Raw genomic sequence first — 15,875 nt, forward strand, 5'->3', positions numbered from 1 at the left:
AATCCTCCTCAGGCGACGGCCAGCCGGACGGCTCCGGCGGTTCCCGCATCATGTTCCAGGTAGAAGCGGCGCAGCAGGTTGCTGGCCGTGAGCGCGCGGTACTCCGCGGAGGCGCGCCAGTCGCTCAAGGGGGTGAAATCCTGCTTCACCGCTTCCGCTGCCGCGTCGAACGCAGCCTTGCTCCAAGGCTGGCCGACCAGTGCGGCCTCGGCACCGGCGGCGCGCTTGGGCGTTGCCGCCATGCCGCCGAATGCAATGCGCGCAGCGGTTATCGTGCCGTCCTTCACACTCACGCTGACCCCGGCGGCGACCGAGGAGATATCCTCGTCCCGGCGCTTGGAGATCTTGTAGGCGGCGTCGATCTGTCCGTTCGAAGGCTGCGGAATGCGGATTGAGGCCACAAAGTCGCCCGGCTCCCGGTCCTGCTTGCCGTAGTCGATAAAGAACTCCTCCAGCGGCAGGGTGCGGCTGCTGCCCTGTTTCTGCAGCGTCACCTCGGCACCCAAAGAGATCAGCACCGGCGGCGTGTCCCCGATGGGTGAACCATTGGCGATATTACCGCCGATGGTCCCCATGTTGCGCACTTGCCAGCCGGCAATGCGGTCCCAATACGCGCTCAGATGCGGGAAGGCATTGCGGATCGCCGCCTCGCTTTCGGTATAGGTGACGCCGGCGCCGATGATCAGCGCCTCATCCGTCAGCTCCACCGCCTTCAGCGCCTCCAGGTGGGATACAAACACCACCGGAGAGATCGGCTTCATGAATTTGGTCACCCACAGGCCCACATCGGTGGAGCCCGCCACGATGGTTGCCTTGGGGTTCTCTGCCAGCACCGCTGCCAGATCGGCGACGTCCAGCGGCAGTATGGCGCGGTCGTCTTCAGGACCGGTCACCACACGGACCTGCGGCTGGATTGCCTTCAGCTCGGCGGTCAGGCTGTCACGCTCGGTGGTCAGATAGTCATTGGCCGGGGTGCCGTACTGGTTCACCGCAAGTGCGGCGCGCACAATCGGCTCATACCCGGTGCAGCGGCAAAGGTTGCCCTGCACGGCGGTTTCGACTTCAGCCTCGTTCGGCTGCGGGTTTTCCATCCACAGCGCATACAGCGACATCACAAATCCGGGGGTGCAGAAACCGCACTGGCTGCCGTGGTATTCCACCATGGCCTGCTGCACCGGGTGCAGACGGCCATTGGGACCGGAGAGATGCTCGACTGTTACCACATGGCAGCCGTTGAGCGACGCCAGGAAACGGATGCAGGCGTTGATCGCCTCATAACGCAGGGCGCCATTCTGCAGCCGCCCAACCAGCACGGTGCAGGCGCCGCAGTCGCCCTCGGCGCATCCTTCCTTGGTGCCGGTCAGGCGCTGTTCCAGGCGCAGGAAGTCCAAGAGCGTGGTGGTTGCCTTCACGTCCTGAAGTGTGATGTCCTGGCCGTTCAGCAGAAAGCGGATGTCGGTTTGATGTGTCATCTGGCCTCCGGAGTGTTGTTGGGCCGTCATGGCCCGCTTAGGTTTGTTTTACCCTGTCTGACTGCCCCGGTTAACGGGTGCAATTGCGAAAGGCTTTCAACACCTTGTTGAAAATGGTTAGGCTATAGGTGCCGGAACCGGCGTGCCCGCCGCCAGCTGCTGTGAAACGGCAAGCGGCAAACGCGCCCAGTAAAGGTCTGTAGAACATGTCTTATCTGGAATCGCTGCGGGTCTTTACCCGAGTCGTTGAACTGGGCAGCATCACCTCTGGCGGGCGTGATCTGCGGCTGACTCCCGCCGTGGCCAGCAAACGTATAAAGGAGCTGGAAAAGCACCTTGGCGTGCGTCTGTTCAACCGTACCACGAGGTCGCTGACCCCGACCGAGGCCGGGCAGCTGTTTTACACCGAAGCCAAGAAGGTTCTCGAATCGATTGAGGATGCCGAGGCGGTGGTCTCGCAATTCTCCGCCGCACCGCGCGGGGTAATCCGGGTGACCGCGCCCCTGGGCGTGGGCCGCCGCATCATCGCACCGCTGGTGCCAGGCTTTGTCGAGGACTACCCGGCGACCGAAATCCGGATGCGGATGTCGGACCGCAAGGTTGATATTCTGGCTGATGGTCTGGATGTGGCGTTCTTCATCGGCACACCGCACGATTCCACCCTGAAGATGCGCAAGATCGCAGATTGCGCCCGGGTTCTGTGCGCCGCGCCGGAGTATCTGGATCGCCACGGCACCCCGCAGCTGCCGGAGGATCTGCTGAGCGGCCACAATTGCCTGCTGCTGCGCTACCCGCGCTCACCCGAGTATTACTGGACGCTGGAAACGCCCGAGGGGCTGCGCAAGCTGGAGGTGTCGGGCAAATATGACGCCGATGACAGTGATGTGCTGACTGGCTGGGCGCTGGACGGGCGGGGTATCGTCAACAAGCCGCGGTTTGATGTGGCCGCGCACCTTCGCAGCGGCGCACTGGTGGAAGTATTGCCGGACACGCCGCCGGAGCCGACGATCTTCGGCTGCCTTTACCCGCACCGGAAATTGCAGGATCCCAAGATCCGCTTGTTTGTCGATTATGCGGTGAAACATGGGCTGGCGGCCTTCCGGCGCAGCGACGCGGGCGGGTAGGCGCCAAAGAAAAAGGCGGGCACCGCTGGCCCGCCTCTCAATAACGAGGGTTCTCGCCTTAGCAGCGGTGCGGATTTTCCTCGCAGTAAAGCAGATTGGCCGCGGCCCCGACAGCGGCTCCTGTCACCAGATTGCCGTCCAGCACAGCAGCACCGGCTGCGCCCGCGCCTGCGCCATAGACCAGCTGCTCGCCGGTGGTGTCGCCGCAAGCGGCCAGGGTGGTGCAGAGTGCAAATCCGATAGCGATGGTTTTCTTAAGCATTGCATTTCCTCCTTCAACGTCCAATCCCCGCAGTTTTGCCGCGGTCCCAAACGGCCGGTTCCCGGCGATTACCGCCGGAAAAGGGTGCCCGAAAGGGAATGGCGCTGTGGCTGAACAAGCCGGAAGACTCCGGGTATCCGGCGCAGCTGGGCAAACCCTGTAGCAGTATAACACATGGCGGGGCTGTCTGGTTCCATGCTCATGCTGCGGTGGGGGCGCAGGCGTGGTGGCGGACGAAAAAGGCCCCGCCACTGGGGCGGGGCCATTGGGAATGTCAGACGGTTTTGCGTCAGTTCGCGGCCAGTGCAAACGGCAGATCTTTGGCGGCGCTGCCGTACCAGCGGCGGATCAGGGCGCGCTCCTCGTCCTCCATATAGGTCACATTGGCGGGCGGCATCGCGTGGGTGGCGCCGGCCTGGAGATAGATGTCCTTGGCGTATTTCGCCACATCGGCCGGGGTTTCCAGCAGCACGTTCTTGGGTGCGCGGCGGATGCCGTCATAGTAGGGCTCGCGCGAATGGCACATGGCGCAGCGGCCCGGCACCACGTTCATCACATCCTCGAAATGCTGGTTGCTGGCAAAGACCTGTTCACTCTTGGTCAGCTCCCGCGTCTCAGACTCTTCATAGGTGTCCTGCTGCAGCGGTGCCTGGCTCAGGATCATAATGCCGATGAACAGGATCGCGGTCACCGGCCAGGTCCAGGTCGGGTTGCTGGTGCCTGCGTGGTTGCTGTTGAAGTAATGGCGGATGGTCACGCCCATCAGGAACACCAGCGCCGCGATCAGCCAGTTGTACTCGGTGGCAAAGGCCAGCGGGTAGTGGTTGGACAGCATCAGGAACACAACCGGCAGCGTCAAATAGTTGTTGTGGGTCGAGCGCAGCTTGGCGATCTTGCCGTATTTCGCGTCCGGCGTGCGGCCCTCCTGCAGGTCCTTCACCACGATGCGCTGGTTCGGCATGATGATGAAAAAGACGTTTGCAGTCATGATGGTAGCCGTAAAGGCGCCCAGGTGCAGCATAACGGCGCGACCGGTGAAGATCTGGTTGTAGCCCCAGCCCATCGCGACCAGCAGCACAAACAGCAGCACCATCAGGAAGGTCGGCTTTTCCCCCAGCGGCGACTTGCACAGGAAGTCATAGATGATCCATCCGATGGTCAGCGACGCGCCGGAAATCAGGATGCCTTGCCACAGGGCCAGATCGGCCTTGGCCGCGTCGATCAGATACAGCTCACCGCCGGCCCAATAGACGATCATCAACAGACCGGCACCCGACAGCCAGGTGGCGTAGCTCTCCCATTTGAACCAGATCAGATGCTCCGGCATGTTTTCCGGCGCCACCAGATATTTCTGGATGTGATAGAAACCGCCGCCGTGAACCTGCCACTCCTCGCCATGCGCGCCAACCGGCAGATGCGGAACCTTCCGCAAGCCAAGGTCCAGCGCGACGAAGTAAAAGGACGATCCGATCCAGGCAATGGCGGTGATGACGTGAAGCCAGCGGACCGCGAAGCCCAGCCAGTCCCACATGATCACGAGCTCTTCCATTGTTCTCTCCTCATAAGCTTTGACCCGAGACTAGAGCATGCCGCTATTTTCATGTATTAGGTAAAAAACCCAAGCTGTTTCAAAATAACACAAAGAATACATGAATGGCCTATCTCGACAACATCCGCACCTTCGTCCGCGTCTATGAACTTGGCAATATGTCCGCCGCAGCGCGCGACATGCGGATTTCGGCGGCGGTGGCATCGTCGCGGATTTCACAGCTGGAGGACCACCTGAATGTGCGGCTGTTCCAGCGCACCACCCGGCTGCTCAATCCGACCGAACAGGGCAACTTGTTTTACCACGGCGCGGTCAAGATCCTGGAAGCGGTGGATGAGGCTGAGGCCGATATCAGCAATGTGACGCAAACGCCCCGCGGCACGCTCTATGTGGCCGCACCCTTGGGGCTGGGGCAGCACCTGATTGCGCCGGCGGTGCCGAAGTTCAACGAGGCCTACCCGCTGATCTCAATCCGGCTGCGGCTGTCGGACCGCAAACTGGACCTGGCTGCCGAGGGGCTGGATGCGGCGTTTTTCCTCGGCGTGCCGGAGGATTCCAACCTGCGTATCCGCAAGATTGCCGATTGTGCCAGGGTACTGTGCGCCTCACCGGAATACATCAGACGCCGGGGCCAGCCTGCCAGCAGCGACGAGCTGAAGACCGAGGCGCATGATTGCTTGAACCTGCGTTACCCCGGCGCGCCGGAGTTCCAATGGCCGCTGCGCAGCGAGGACGGGGTCAAGCGGGTAACCGTCACCGGGCCGTTTGAATCGGATCACGGTGATGTGCTGACCAGCTGGGCGTTGGACGGGCATGGGATCATCCTGAAGCCGGTGTTCGAGATTTCGGAACACCTGGCGTCCGGCCGGCTGGTGCCGGTGCTGGCAGAGGAGCCGCCGGTCCCGATCCAGATGGCTTGCCTGTATGTCCACCGCCGCCACCAGGATCCCAAGGTGCGGCTGTTCATGGACTTCATGGTGGATCACATCCAGGCGTCCTTGCCCTCGGAATGAAAAAGCCCGCCCCAGTTGCCTGGGACGGGAACCGTCGGCGGATGCCAAGCGGGAGGAGAGGTGTTTTGGGGATTGCGGCTCAGCTGCCGCGGTAGGTGGAATAGCCGTAGGGCGACAAGAGCAGCGGCACGTGATAGTGGCTGTCTGCCTCGCTCATGCCAAAACGCAGCGGCACCTCATCCAGGAACAGCGGGTCAGCGCCGGCCTGGCCGGTAGCGCGCAGATAGCCGCCGGCATGGAACACCAGCTCATAGGTGCCGGTGGAAAATTCACCTGCCGGCAGGATCTGTTCATCGGTGCGCCCGTCGTCATTGGTGGTCAGGCTGCGCAGGTGAATGCGTTCGTTGCCGTCGATCCGGTAAAGGTCGATCTTCAGCCCTTCCGCAGGGCAGCCGCGGGCGGTGTCCAGCACATGGGTGGTCAGAAATCCGGTCATGCCAGCCTCCATTCAATTCTGTTGACTTAGATATGCGCTGTTCAGCCCCGTGCATACAGAAGGAAGAGTCAAAAAGTTCTTTCAAAAATATACTGAAAGCGGGGCGGGATTATCTGTTCTATACATATTAAAAAGACAGGAGACCTGACGTGACGCGCTATCCTCGTGACTTGCGCGGATACGGTGCTGCCGCACCTGATCCGCAGTGGCCCAATGGGGCCAAAGCCGCCGTGCAATTTGTTCTGAACTATGAAGAGGGCGGCGAGAATTGCATCCTGCACGGGGATGCGGCGTCCGAGGCCTTTCTATCCGACATTCCCGGCGCCGCGCAATGGCCCGGCCAGCGCCATTGGAACATGGAATCGATCTATGAATACGGCAGCCGCGCGGGGTTCTGGCGGTTGCACCGGCTGTTCACCGGCGCCGGTATTCCGCTGACCATCTATGGCGTCGCCACCGCACTGGCCCGCTCGCCCGAACAGGTGCAGGCGATGAAAGATGCGGACTGGGAGATTGCCAGCCACGGGTTGAAATGGGTCGAGCATAAAGACATGCCCGAGGACGAGGAACGCGCCGCGATTGCCGAGGCGGTGCGCCTTCATACTGAGGTCACCGGCGAGCGTCCGCGCGGCTGGTACACCGGACGTTGCAGCGCCAACACCGTGCGGCTTGCGGCGGAAGAAGGCGGGTTTGATTATATTTCAGACACTTACGACGACGATCTGCCTTATTGGCTGGAGACCGGCGAACATGATCAGCTGATCATCCCCTATACGCTTGAAGCCAATGACATGCGGTTTGCCAATTCGCCGGGGTACACCACCGGGGAGCAGTTCTTCCAGTATCTGAAGGATGCCTTCGACGTTATTTATGCCGAGGGCGAGGCAGGTGCTGCGAAGATGATGACCATCGGCCTGCATTGCCGCTTGATCGGACGTCCGGGTAAAATTGCAGGTCTCAAGCGCTTTATCGACTACATCCAGAAGTTCGAGGGTGTGTGGTGCCCGCGCCGCATCGACATTGCCGAGCATTGGGCAGAGACCCATCCGCCGGTAAAGCGCGAGCGCCCGAGCCGGATGGAGCGCGAGGATTTTGTCGCCAAGTTCGGTTCGATCTTCGAGCATTCGCCTTGGATTGCCGACCGCGCCTTTGATCTGGAGCTTGGCCCTGCGCATGACTGCGCCGCTGGTGTTCACAACGCGCTCTGCCGCAAATTCCGCACCGCCAGCGAGGACGAGCGCCTGGGCGTGCTGACCGCGCACCCGGATCTGGCGGGCAAACTGGCCGCCGCGGGCCGTCTGACAGCGGAGAGCACCTCGGAACAATCCAGTGCCGGCCTCGATATGCTGACGGACGAGGAGCGTGACTCCTTCACCCGGCTCAACACCGAGTATGTGGAGAAGCACGGCTTCCCCTTCATCATTGCGGTGCGCGACCACAACAAGGCGTCGATCATGGAGGCGTTCCACCGCCGTATCCACAATGACCGGGCGACCGAGTTCGAGGAGGCCTGCCGCCAGGTTGAGCGGATTGCTCAGTTCCGTCTGCAGGACCTGTTGCCATGAGCCGCTGGCTGACGGCGCTTCCGCTCACAACCGAAGCTTTTATGCCTTATGGCGATGTGATCGAAGTCACTGGCGCAGCGGACAAGATCATCAATCAGGGCATGTGCGGCCGTCACCACGACCGCGCCACCCTGGACTTCGGCGAGGGCGGGCGGGCCGGCATCAGCCTGTTTGACGCCAAGGCCCGCCACCTGCCGCACAAAGTGGACATGGTGGAACGCCACCCGGAGGGCAGCCAGGCCTTTGTGCCCGTCAACGGCGTGCCGATGCTGGTTGTGGTGGCGGATGACAAAGATGGCACCCCCGCCAATCTGCAAGCCTTCATCAGCCAGCCGGGTCAGTCCATCAACCTGTACCGGAACACCTGGCACGGGGTGCTGGCCCCGTTGGGCGCACCTGGCCAGTACATCGTGGTCGACCGCATCGGCACCACGCCAAATCTTGAAGAACACTGGTTCAAGGAGCCATTCACTGTGGTCTCAGACTGACCGCACAACTCGAAGCCGCCAACAAAAAACAAGAAGCGGTAAGATCCCCATGACCAACAGGAGAAGACATGGCTGATACTTCCATTGGCACGCCGGCACAGCTCCGCGACCCGAATTACACCCCGCCTTTGCACAAGGCGGTGCCGCTGGGCATCCAGCATGTGCTGGCGATGTTTGTTTCAAACGTGACACCTGCGATCATTGTGGCCGGCGCCGCCGGTTTCGGTTTCGGCTCCAACTCGCCCGATTTCCCGGAGCTGCTGTATCTGATTCAGATGTCGATGCTGTTTGCGGGCATCGCTACGCTGTTGCAGACTATCACCCTGGGCCCCATCGGCTCGGCGCTGCCGATTGTGCAGGGGACCTCCTTTGCCTTCCTGCCGATCATGATTCCGCTGGTTGCGGGCAAGGGTGTGGACGGGCTGGCCGCGCTGTTCACCGGCGTCATTGTCGGCGGCATCTTTCACGGGCTGCTCGGCACAGTAATTGGCAAGATCCGCTTTGCCCTGCCGCCGCTGGTCACCGGGCTGGTGGTGACGATGATCGGCCTGGCGCTGGTCAAGGTCGGCATCCAGTATGCCGCGGGCGGAGTTCCGGCCATCGGCACGCCGGAATATGGCTCGCTGTTGAACTGGTCAGCGGCGCTGGTGGTGATCATTGTCACCCTTGGCCTGAAATTCTTTACCAAGGGCATGCTGTCGGTCTCTGCCGTGCTGCTGGGGCTGATCGTTGGCTATGTCTACGCGCTGATGACCGGGATGCTGACGTTTGAGGCCGTCTCAGGCTCCTGGTCGCAAGCCGCCGCCTTTGCCCTGCCGCAGCCGTTCAAATACGGGGTCGAGTTCTCTGCCGCCGCCATCATCGGCTTCTGCCTGATGAGTTTTGTCTCGGCGGTTGAAACCGTGGGCGACGTGTCCGGTGTGACCAAGGGCGGCGCGGGCCGCGAGGCCACCGAGCAGGAGATTGAGGGTGCCACTTATGCCGATGGTGTGGGCACTGCCGTGGCGGGCTTTTTCGGCGCCTTCCCCAACACCTCCTTCAGCCAGAACGTCGGCCTGATTGCGATGACCGGGGTGATGAGCCGCCATGTGGTGACCTGCGGCGCCATCTTCCTGATCGTCTGCGGGCTGGTGCCCAAGGTGGGCGCGGTGATCCGCACGGTGCCGATTGAGGTGCTGGGCGGCGGCGTGATTGTGATGTTCGGTATGGTGGTTGCGGCTGGCGTTTCGATGCTGTCGGACGTGGACTGGAACCGCCGCAATATGGTGATCTTTGCGATTTCCCTATCCATCGGCCTTGGCCTGCAGCTGGAGCCCGGTGCTTTGCAGCATATGCCCGATACCGCGCGGATCCTGCTGACCAGCGGTCTGCTGCCGGCGGCGCTGATTGCCATCGTGCTGAACCTGGTGCTGCCGCAAGAGCTGGCGGGTGAAGCAACTGAGGAAGTCTCGGGCGGGATGAGCGGCCATGGCCGCGGATCGCTGCCGCGTGAGGACCGGGCCTGACAAAGTCACGCCCCCGGAACAGAAAGGGCGCCCTCACCGCGCCCTTCTTCTTTGCTGGTTTTGCTGCGGTTCAGAAATCGACTTCGATGGCGATGCCCTGTTCTACCGCCACCTCAACGACGGAGGCTGCGACGGCCAAGTCCTGCAGGCCGACACCGGTGCCGTCGAACAGGGTGATCTGATCGTCCGAGGTGCGGCCCGGGTTGGTGCCGTTGATCACTGCGCCGATCTGGGCGACGTCTGCTTCCTGGATCAGACCCTGCGTCACCGCGTGCTGCGCCTCGCCGATAGAGATCGACTGCGCGACCTCGTCGGTGAACACGTCCGCGGCGACCAGCAGTTGCGGATCTACCTCCTGCTTGCCCTTGGTGTCTGTGCCCATGCAGGCGATATGGGTGCCGGGGCTGACCTGATCCGCCGTCAGGATCGCATCGAAGGACGAGGTGATCGAGATAATCACATCCGCCTCGCGCATGCCGTCCAGTTCGACTGCTTCAAAGGGCAGACCCGCCTCATCTGCAACTTCCTGCAGGTTCGGCAGCATCTCCGGGTGCAGGTTCCAGCCGATCACCTTCTCGAAGCTGCGTTGCTCCAAGGCGGCCCGCAGCTGGAACTTGGCCTGATGGCCTGCGCCGATCATGCCGATCACCTTGGCGTCCTGGCGGGCCAAGTGCTTGATCGACACCGAAGACGCCGCGGCGGTGCGCAGCGCGGTCAAGAGGTTGCCGCCCACCATCGCCTTCACCTTGCCGGTGTCGGGGTCGAACAGGAAAACGGTGGACTGGTGGTTGATCAGCCCGCGTTTTTCCAGGTTGTTCGGCCAGTAACCGCCGGCCTTGAGGCCCAGGGTCAGGCCCGCGCGGTCAAAGCCGCCCTTGAAGCCATAAAGCGCGTCCTCGTGGCCGATTGCCTCGCGCACGACGGGGAAGTTGTAGGCATCGCCTGCGGCCATGGCGGCAAAGACCTTCTCGACCGCATCGAACGAGGCTTCGCGGGTCACCAGGTCCGCAATCGCCTTTTCCGGAACGATATACATGTCTGTTTCTCCTCAACAAAAAAGCCGGCGGAGGGCGGCATGCGCACCTCCGCCAGTTCGGGGATGGTTCGGTTAGTAGGCCTTGCCGCGGGCCGAGACGGGCCAGACGGTTTCGACTTTGCCGTTCCGCACACCGACGTACCAGTCATGCACGTTGGCGGTCGGGTCGCAGTGGCCCGGCACCAGACGCAGCTTGTCGCCCACCTTCAGCGCGCCGTCAGGGTCGGAGACAACACCGTGCTCGTCGGAGCATTTGATGTATTCCACGTCGTCGCGGCCAAAGATGAAGGGCAGGCCGCTGTCGACCGATTGCGCCTTGAGGCCGGCGTCCACGATGGCCTTGTCGGCCTTGGCGTGGCTCATCACTTGAGTGAACAGGAAGAAGGCATTTTCCCACTCGCCCTGATCGATCCGTTTGCCGTCCTTGTCCAGGATACGGCCGTAATCTGCGTCCATGAATGCGTAGGAGCCGCACTGCAGTTCGTTGTACACGCCCGAGTTCGATTCAAAGTAGTAGGAGCCGGTGCCGCCGCCGGAAACCAGCTCGCATTCAATGCCTTCCTTCTTCAGGCCTTCGACCGCATCGGCAACCTGCGCGATGGCGATGTCCAGCTTGGCCTTGCGGTCCTCGTAGCTGTCCATATGCTGCATGGCGCCCTGATAGGCCTGGATGCCGGAGAACTTGAGGTTCTCTGCTGCGTTCACCGCCTTGGCGATCTCGACAACCGCTTCGGTGGTGGTCACGCCGCAGCGGCCCGCGCCGCAATCAATCTCGACAAAAACTTCCAGTTCGGTGCCGTGCTTCTGCGCCGCCGCCGACAGGTCGCCCACGTTGGCCAGATCATCGACGCAGACAATGGTGCGTGCGCCCAGCTTGGGCAGGCGGGCCAGACGGTCGATTTTTTGCGGGTCGCGGACCTGGTTGGAAACCAGCACGTCCTTGATGCCGCCGCGGGCAAAAACCTCTGCCTCGGATACCTTCTGGCAGCAGACGCCGACGGCACCGCCCAAGGTCTCCTGCAGCTTGGCCACATCCACCGACTTGTGCATTTTGCCGTGCACCCGGTGGCGCATGCCGTGCGCCTTGGCATAGTCGCCCATCTTCTTGATGTTGCGCTCCAGCGCGTCCAGGTCGAGGACCAGCGCCGGGGTCTGGATGTCGGCCTCGTCCATGCCCGGGATCGCCGGGACGTCATAGCCGACTTCAAGCTCTTCGAATTTGGTCTGTGCGTTCATTTTGATATTCCCCAGTTTAGCTGTTCATCCAGGGCAGCTTGTCGAGGTCGACATTGCCGCCGGTGACGATCAGGCCCACGCGTTTGCCCGCGAAGGCGTCCTTGTTTTTCAGAATGGTGGCGAGCGGCACCGCGCTGGACGGCTCCATCACGATGCGCAAGTGCTTCCAGATCAGCTTCATCGCCTCGATGATCTCCGCGTCGGACGCGGTGTAGATCTCGCTGACGTGGTTGCTGACGAAATGCCAGGTCAGATCCTTCAGCGGCACCAGCAGCCCGTCGGCGATGGTCTTGGGCGCATCATCAGCGATGATGTAACCTGCCTTGAAGCTGCGGTAGGCGTCGTCGGCCTGCTCCGGCTCCGCCGCGATCACCTGGGTTTCGGGCGCCAGCGTCGACAGCGTCAGGCAGGTGCCCGAGATCATGCCGCCGCCGCCGATGGGGGCCACAACCATGTCGAGGCCGTCGGTCTGCTCCACGAATTCCTTGGCGCAGGTGCCCTGCCCCGCAATCACGCGGTGGTCATTGTAGGGATGCACAAAGTCGCCGCCGGTCTCCGCCTGCACCTTGGCAAAGGTCTCCTCGCGCGAGCTGGTCGAGGGCTCGCATTCGGTGATCTTGCCGCCGTAGCGGCGCACGGTGTCCTTCTTGGCCTGCGGCGCGGTGCGCGGCATGACCACGTTGCACGGGATGCCACGCAGCATCGCCGCATAAGACAGACAGGAAGCATGGTTTCCAGAGGAATGCGTGGCCACGCCCTTAGCGGCCTGCGCCTCATCCAGCCCGAACACCGCGTTGCTGGCGCCGCGCACCTTGAAGGCGCCCGGCTCCTGGAAGTTCTCGCATTTGAAGAACAGCTCCGCCCCGGTCAGTTCATTCAGATAGGCTGAGGTGCGCACCGGCGTGCGGCGGATATGGGGCTGGATGCGCTCACGCGCAGCCAGCATGTCCTCATAGGTTGGGATATACATAGCGGTATCCTTCATCAGGCGGCGGCCTTGGCGCGACCGGCGGTGTTGCCGCGGTAGTAGTCCTGTGCCGCTGCCACGCCGGAACCCAGCTGGATGTTCAGGCCCAGGTCGGCCATGACCATTTCGGCGGTCGCAATACCCGAGAGCGCCATCACGTCGGTCAGGCTGCCCAGGTGGCCGATGCGGAACACCTTGCCCGCGACCTCACCCAGGCCGGTGCCAAAGGCGACGCCGTATTTCTCCGCCGCCAGGCTCACGAATTTATTGGCGTCAAACCCGTCCGGCGTGCGGATGGCGCTGACGCTGTCGGAATAAACATCCGGCGACACGGCGCACAGCTCCAGCCCCCAGGCGCGGACCGCGGCGCGGACGCCCTCGGCAATCCGCTGGTGGCGGGCAAAGACGTTCTCCAGCCCTTCATCCAGCAGCATACCACAAGCCATGTTCAGACCGTTCAGAAGACCGACGGAGGGCGTGTAGGGATAGGCGTTGTTGGCATAGCCGTTGGCCATGTCCTTGATGTCAAAGAAGGTCCGCGGCAGGGTCGCGGTCTCCGCCGCATTCATCGCCTTGGGCGAGAAGCCGACGATGGCCAGGCCCGGCGGCAGCATGAAACCCTTTTGCGAACCGGTGACGGCGATATCGACGCCCCATTCATCCATCCGGAAGTCCATCGAGGCGATGGAGGACACGCCATCGACAAACAGCAGCGCCGGGTGACCTGCGGCGTCCAGCGCGCGGCGGACAGCGGCGATGTCGGATTTGACGCCGGTTGCGGTCTCGTTGTGGGTCGCCAGAACTGCCTTGATCTGGTGCGATGTGTCGGCGGTCAGGATTTCCTCGTAGCGGTCCGCAGGCAGGCCCTCCCCCCAGGGGGTCTCAACCACTTGAACGTCCAAGCCATGGCGCTGGCACATGTCGATCCAGCGGTGGCTGAACATGCCGTTGCGCGCGGCCAGAATCTTGTCGCCTGCGTTCAAGGTGTTGGTGATCGCGGTTTCCCAGCCGCCGGTGCCGGTCGACGGAAACACAAAGATCTCGGCGGTTTCGCTTTTCAGAACCTTTTTCACCCCGGCCAGCGCCGGATGCAGGATCTGCCCGAACAACGGCGAGCGGTGGTCCAGCGTCGGCATGTCCACTGCTTTGCGCAGCACTTCGGGCATATTGGTCGGACCGGGGATGAAAACCGGATTTTGAAAGCTCATTTTGTGCCCTCCTGTGGCGATTTCCTTCACTGTAAGAGAGAGCTGCGCTTGCAGATATTTTTTTGAAAAACGATTTCAAAAGTATGCATGAAGTGGTTTATCTGATATAAAACAACTTGTTGCATTTTTTCACTGTACAGAACTGATTTTCAGTTTTATCCATAAGCTGCTGTTTGAATTGCCCAAGAAGACCTGAAAATGCCTCAGCCACCACGCCGCAAAGGCCGCCCCAAAAGCTTTGATTCCGCCAGCCAGCCAGCCACGATCCAGTCGCTGGACCGGGCGCTGGATGTGTTGGACGCGTTGGCCGGCGCCAACGGCATGACACTGACAGAACTCTCTTCCGCGCTGGATCAGTCGGCGGCCACCATGTACCGGGTGCTGGCAACCCTGGAGGCGCGCCAGATTGTCGAGATGGAGCCGCAGTCGCAAACCTGGCACATCGGTGCGATGGCGTTCCGGCTCGGCTCCGCCTTCCTGCGCCGCTCCAGCGTGATCGAACGGGCACGGCCGGTGATGCGGGAGCTGATGGAGGCCACTGGCGAGACCTCTAACCTCGGGATCGAACGCAATGGCGATGTGATGTTTGTGAGCCAGGTGGAAACGCATGAATCGATCCGTGCTTTCTTCCCGCCGGGAACGACCTCCCCAATGCACGCTTCCGGCATCGGCAAGGCGCTGCTCAGCTGTTTCGGAGAGGACCGTCTGGTCCGCTTTCTGCGCGGCCGGACGCTGGAGAGGTTCACGGCGAAAACGCTCACCTCAGCGGATGTCCTGCGCGCTGACCTCACGAAAATCCGCACCCGAGGCTGGTCTTTTGATGATGAGGAAAAGGCGCCGGGAATGCGCTGCGTTGCGGCGCCAGTATTTGGAATGCAGGGTGAAGTGCTGGCGGGGATCTCCATCTCCGGCCCAACCGCGCGGATGCCGGACGGCGGTATCAACGGCATCGGCGCCCTGGTAAAGGACGCCGCAGAAAAACTCTCATATGGATTGGGCGCGCCTGCAACTGTGGAAACCCCGCCCGGCTGAACAGCCGGGCAGCGCCCGGGCACATATCAGGGCCGGGCGCTCCCCCCGCCGCTCAGCGCAGCGGCGCCAGCGGCATGTGCCGGTTCACGTCTTTATAGAGCAGATAGCGGAATTTGCCCGGGCCACCCGCATAGCAGGCCTGCGGGCAAAAGGCGCGCAGCCACATGTAGTCGCCGGCCTCGACCTCGACCCAATCCTGGTTCAGCCGGTAGACCGCTTTGCCCTCCAGCACATACAGCCCGTGTTCCATCACATGGGTCTCGGCAAAGGGGATCACCGCGCCGGGTTCAAAGGTGACGATGGTCACATGCATGTCGTGGCGCAGGTCGTTCGGGTCTACAAAGCGCGTTGTCGCCCATTTCCCCTCGGTCTCTGGCATCGGGGTCGGATCGACGTGTTTGTCGCTGGTGACAAAGGCTTCCGGCGCGTCGAGTCCCGCAACCGGCTGATAAGCCTTGCGGATCCAGTGGAACCGGACCGGCGCATCGCCATTGTTGCGCAAGCTCCAATCAGCCTGCGGCGGCAGGAAGGCATAGCCACCTTCCTCCATTTCATGTGCAGCGCCGTCAATGGTCAAGGTCATCGCCCCCTGCACGACAAACAGAACCGCTTCCACACCGGACTCTGTTTCCGGCCGGTCGCTGCCGCCGCCTGGCTGAACCTCGGCGATATACTGCGAGAATGTTTCGGCAAATCCGGACAATGGCCGTGACAGGACCCAGAACCGGGCCTTGTCCCAGAACGGCAGCAGACTTGTCACGATGTCGCTCATCGTGCCTTTGGGGATCACCGCATAGGCGTCGGTGAACATCGCGCGGTCGGTCAGCAGCTGGGTCTGCGGCGGCAGCCCGCCTTCCGGTGCGTAATAGGATCGTTTGGTCATGGGCTGCCTTTCCTGCTGAACTGCTGCCACATTGATAACTGCCAGCGCCACGCAACCGAACTTATTTCCGTATCAAGAATGCTTGAAGGATTGTTTTGG

General features: G+C 62.1%; 15 protein-coding genes. 6 read left to right on the forward strand and 9 right to left on the reverse strand.

The window, feature by feature from the left end; translation table 11 throughout:
* Positions 1-8: 8 nt before the first annotated feature.
* Positions 9-1,472 carry a xanthine dehydrogenase small subunit gene (gene xdhA, locus L1069_RS03230; RefSeq protein ID WP_237454770.1) on the reverse strand — a complete coding sequence of 488 codons (1,464 nt, stop codon included), beginning with the start codon at positions 1,470-1,472 and terminating at the stop codon, positions 9-11.
* Positions 1,473-1,678: 206 nt separating this feature from the next.
* Between xdhA and L1069_RS03235 the strand changes: the two genes are divergently transcribed.
* The gene (locus L1069_RS03235) at positions 1,679-2,596 is read left to right on the forward strand and encodes a LysR family transcriptional regulator (RefSeq protein ID WP_237454771.1); all 918 of its coding nucleotides are present in this window, start codon (positions 1,679-1,681) and stop codon (positions 2,594-2,596) included.
* A 58-nt stretch (positions 2,597-2,654) separates the two neighbouring features.
* On the opposite strand, the gene L1069_RS03240 is transcribed toward L1069_RS03235, so the two are convergent.
* A complete protein-coding gene (locus tag L1069_RS03240) occupies positions 2,655-2,858 on the reverse strand; it encodes a hypothetical protein (RefSeq protein WP_129373218.1) in 204 nt (67 codons plus the stop codon).
* A gap of 289 nt (positions 2,859-3,147) precedes the next feature.
* Positions 3,148-4,407 (reverse strand): urate hydroxylase PuuD, encoded by a 1,260-nt coding sequence (locus L1069_RS03245; RefSeq protein WP_237454772.1) that lies wholly within the window; start codon positions 4,405-4,407, stop codon positions 3,148-3,150.
* Between the two features lie 104 nt (positions 4,408-4,511).
* On the opposite strand from L1069_RS03245, the gene L1069_RS03250 reads away from it, so the two are divergent.
* The gene (locus tag L1069_RS03250) at positions 4,512-5,420 is read left to right on the forward strand and encodes a LysR family transcriptional regulator (protein WP_237454773.1); all 909 of its coding nucleotides are present in this window, start codon (positions 4,512-4,514) and stop codon (positions 5,418-5,420) included.
* A gap of 79 nt (positions 5,421-5,499) precedes the next feature.
* Here L1069_RS03250 and uraH read toward each other — a convergent pair whose 3' ends face one another.
* Positions 5,500-5,856, reverse strand: coding sequence for a hydroxyisourate hydrolase (uraH, locus tag L1069_RS03255; RefSeq protein ID WP_129373215.1), 357 nt, complete (start codon positions 5,854-5,856; stop codon positions 5,500-5,502).
* A gap of 149 nt (positions 5,857-6,005) precedes the next feature.
* On the opposite strand from uraH, the gene puuE reads away from it, so the two are divergent.
* The 3 genes from puuE to L1069_RS03270 all read left to right on the forward strand — a co-directional run bounded on the left by puuE (position 6,006) and on the right by L1069_RS03270 (position 9,414).
* Entirely contained in the window at positions 6,006-7,421 is a 1,416-nt protein-coding gene (gene puuE / locus L1069_RS03260; protein WP_237454774.1) for an allantoinase PuuE, read from the forward strand.
* Positions 7,418-7,909, forward strand: a complete 492-nt coding sequence (locus L1069_RS03265; RefSeq protein ID WP_237454775.1) for an ureidoglycolate lyase — start codon at positions 7,418-7,420, stop codon at positions 7,907-7,909. The genes puuE and L1069_RS03265 overlap by 4 nt, the downstream gene beginning before the upstream one ends.
* A 68-nt stretch (positions 7,910-7,977) precedes the next feature.
* Positions 7,978-9,414, forward strand: a complete 1,437-nt coding sequence (locus tag L1069_RS03270; protein WP_237454776.1) for a nucleobase:cation symporter-2 family protein — start codon at positions 7,978-7,980, stop codon at positions 9,412-9,414.
* A gap of 70 nt (positions 9,415-9,484) precedes the next feature.
* Here the strand turns inward: L1069_RS03270 and bhcD are convergent, their stop codons facing one another.
* From bhcD to bhcA, 4 genes are all read right to left on the reverse strand, one after another.
* On the reverse strand, positions 9,485-10,450 hold the full coding sequence (bhcD, locus tag L1069_RS03275; protein ID WP_237454777.1) for an iminosuccinate reductase BhcD: 966 nt from the start codon (positions 10,448-10,450) through the stop codon (positions 9,485-9,487).
* Between the two features lie 72 nt (positions 10,451-10,522).
* Positions 10,523-11,686: a 3-hydroxy-D-aspartate aldolase BhcC gene (bhcC, locus tag L1069_RS03280; RefSeq protein ID WP_237454778.1), complete on the reverse strand. Its 1,164-nt coding sequence runs from the start codon at positions 11,684-11,686 to the stop codon at positions 10,523-10,525.
* Between the two features lie 16 nt (positions 11,687-11,702).
* Positions 11,703-12,671 carry a beta-hydroxyaspartate dehydratase BhcB gene (gene bhcB / locus L1069_RS03285; protein WP_237454779.1) on the reverse strand — a complete coding sequence of 323 codons (969 nt, stop codon included), beginning with the start codon at positions 12,669-12,671 and terminating at the stop codon, positions 11,703-11,705.
* Complete coding sequence (gene bhcA, locus L1069_RS03290; protein ID WP_237454780.1) at positions 12,671-13,861, reverse strand: L-aspartate--glyoxylate aminotransferase BhcA; 1,191 nt, start codon at positions 13,859-13,861, stop codon at positions 12,671-12,673. Before bhcA ends, bhcB begins: the two co-directional genes overlap by 1 nt.
* Before the next feature lie 198 nt (positions 13,862-14,059).
* On the opposite strand from bhcA, the gene bhcR reads away from it, so the two are divergent.
* Positions 14,060-14,893 (forward strand): HTH-type transcriptional regulator BhcR, encoded by an 834-nt coding sequence (gene bhcR, locus L1069_RS03295; protein WP_237454781.1) that lies wholly within the window; start codon positions 14,060-14,062, stop codon positions 14,891-14,893.
* 52 nt (positions 14,894-14,945) lie between these two features.
* Here the strand turns inward: bhcR and L1069_RS03300 are convergent, their stop codons facing one another.
* The gene (locus L1069_RS03300; protein ID WP_237454782.1) at positions 14,946-15,776 is read right to left on the reverse strand and encodes a bifunctional allantoicase/(S)-ureidoglycine aminohydrolase; all 831 of its coding nucleotides are present in this window, start codon (positions 15,774-15,776) and stop codon (positions 14,946-14,948) included.
* Between the last annotated feature and the right edge of the window lie 99 nt (positions 15,777-15,875).

It is taken from the genome of Leisingera sp. MMG026 (assembly GCF_021654205.1).
Taxonomy (GTDB): domain Bacteria; phylum Pseudomonadota; class Alphaproteobacteria; order Rhodobacterales; family Rhodobacteraceae; genus Leisingera.

Coding starts and splice junctions, on each gene's coding strand:
- xdhA (WP_237454770.1), bottom strand. CDS start 1,472: ATGACACATCAAACCGACATCCGCTTTCTGCTGAACGGCCAGGACATC.
- L1069_RS03235 (WP_237454771.1), top strand. CDS start 1,679: ATGTCTTATCTGGAATCGCTGCGGGTCTTTACCCGAGTCGTTGAACTG.
- L1069_RS03240 (WP_129373218.1), bottom strand. CDS start 2,858: ATGCTTAAGAAAACCATCGCTATCGGATTTGCACTCTGCACCACCCTG.
- L1069_RS03245 (WP_237454772.1), bottom strand. CDS start 4,407: ATGGAAGAGCTCGTGATCATGTGGGACTGGCTGGGCTTCGCGGTCCGC.
- L1069_RS03250 (WP_237454773.1), top strand. CDS start 4,512: ATGGCCTATCTCGACAACATCCGCACCTTCGTCCGCGTCTATGAACTT.
- uraH (WP_129373215.1), bottom strand. CDS start 5,856: ATGACCGGATTTCTGACCACCCATGTGCTGGACACCGCCCGCGGCTGC.
- L1069_RS03265 (WP_237454775.1), top strand. CDS start 7,418: ATGAGCCGCTGGCTGACGGCGCTTCCGCTCACAACCGAAGCTTTTATG.
- L1069_RS03270 (WP_237454776.1), top strand. CDS start 7,978: ATGGCTGATACTTCCATTGGCACGCCGGCACAGCTCCGCGACCCGAAT.
- bhcD (WP_237454777.1), bottom strand. CDS start 10,450: ATGTATATCGTTCCGGAAAAGGCGATTGCGGACCTGGTGACCCGCGAA.
- bhcC (WP_237454778.1), bottom strand. CDS start 11,686: ATGAACGCACAGACCAAATTCGAAGAGCTTGAAGTCGGCTATGACGTC.
- bhcB (WP_237454779.1), bottom strand. CDS start 12,671: ATGAAGGATACCGCTATGTATATCCCAACCTATGAGGACATGCTGGCT.
- bhcA (WP_237454780.1), bottom strand. CDS start 13,861: ATGAGCTTTCAAAATCCGGTTTTCATCCCCGGTCCGACCAATATGCCC.
- bhcR (WP_237454781.1), top strand. CDS start 14,060: ATGCCTCAGCCACCACGCCGCAAAGGCCGCCCCAAAAGCTTTGATTCC.
- L1069_RS03300 (WP_237454782.1), bottom strand. CDS start 15,776: ATGACCAAACGATCCTATTACGCACCGGAAGGCGGGCTGCCGCCGCAG.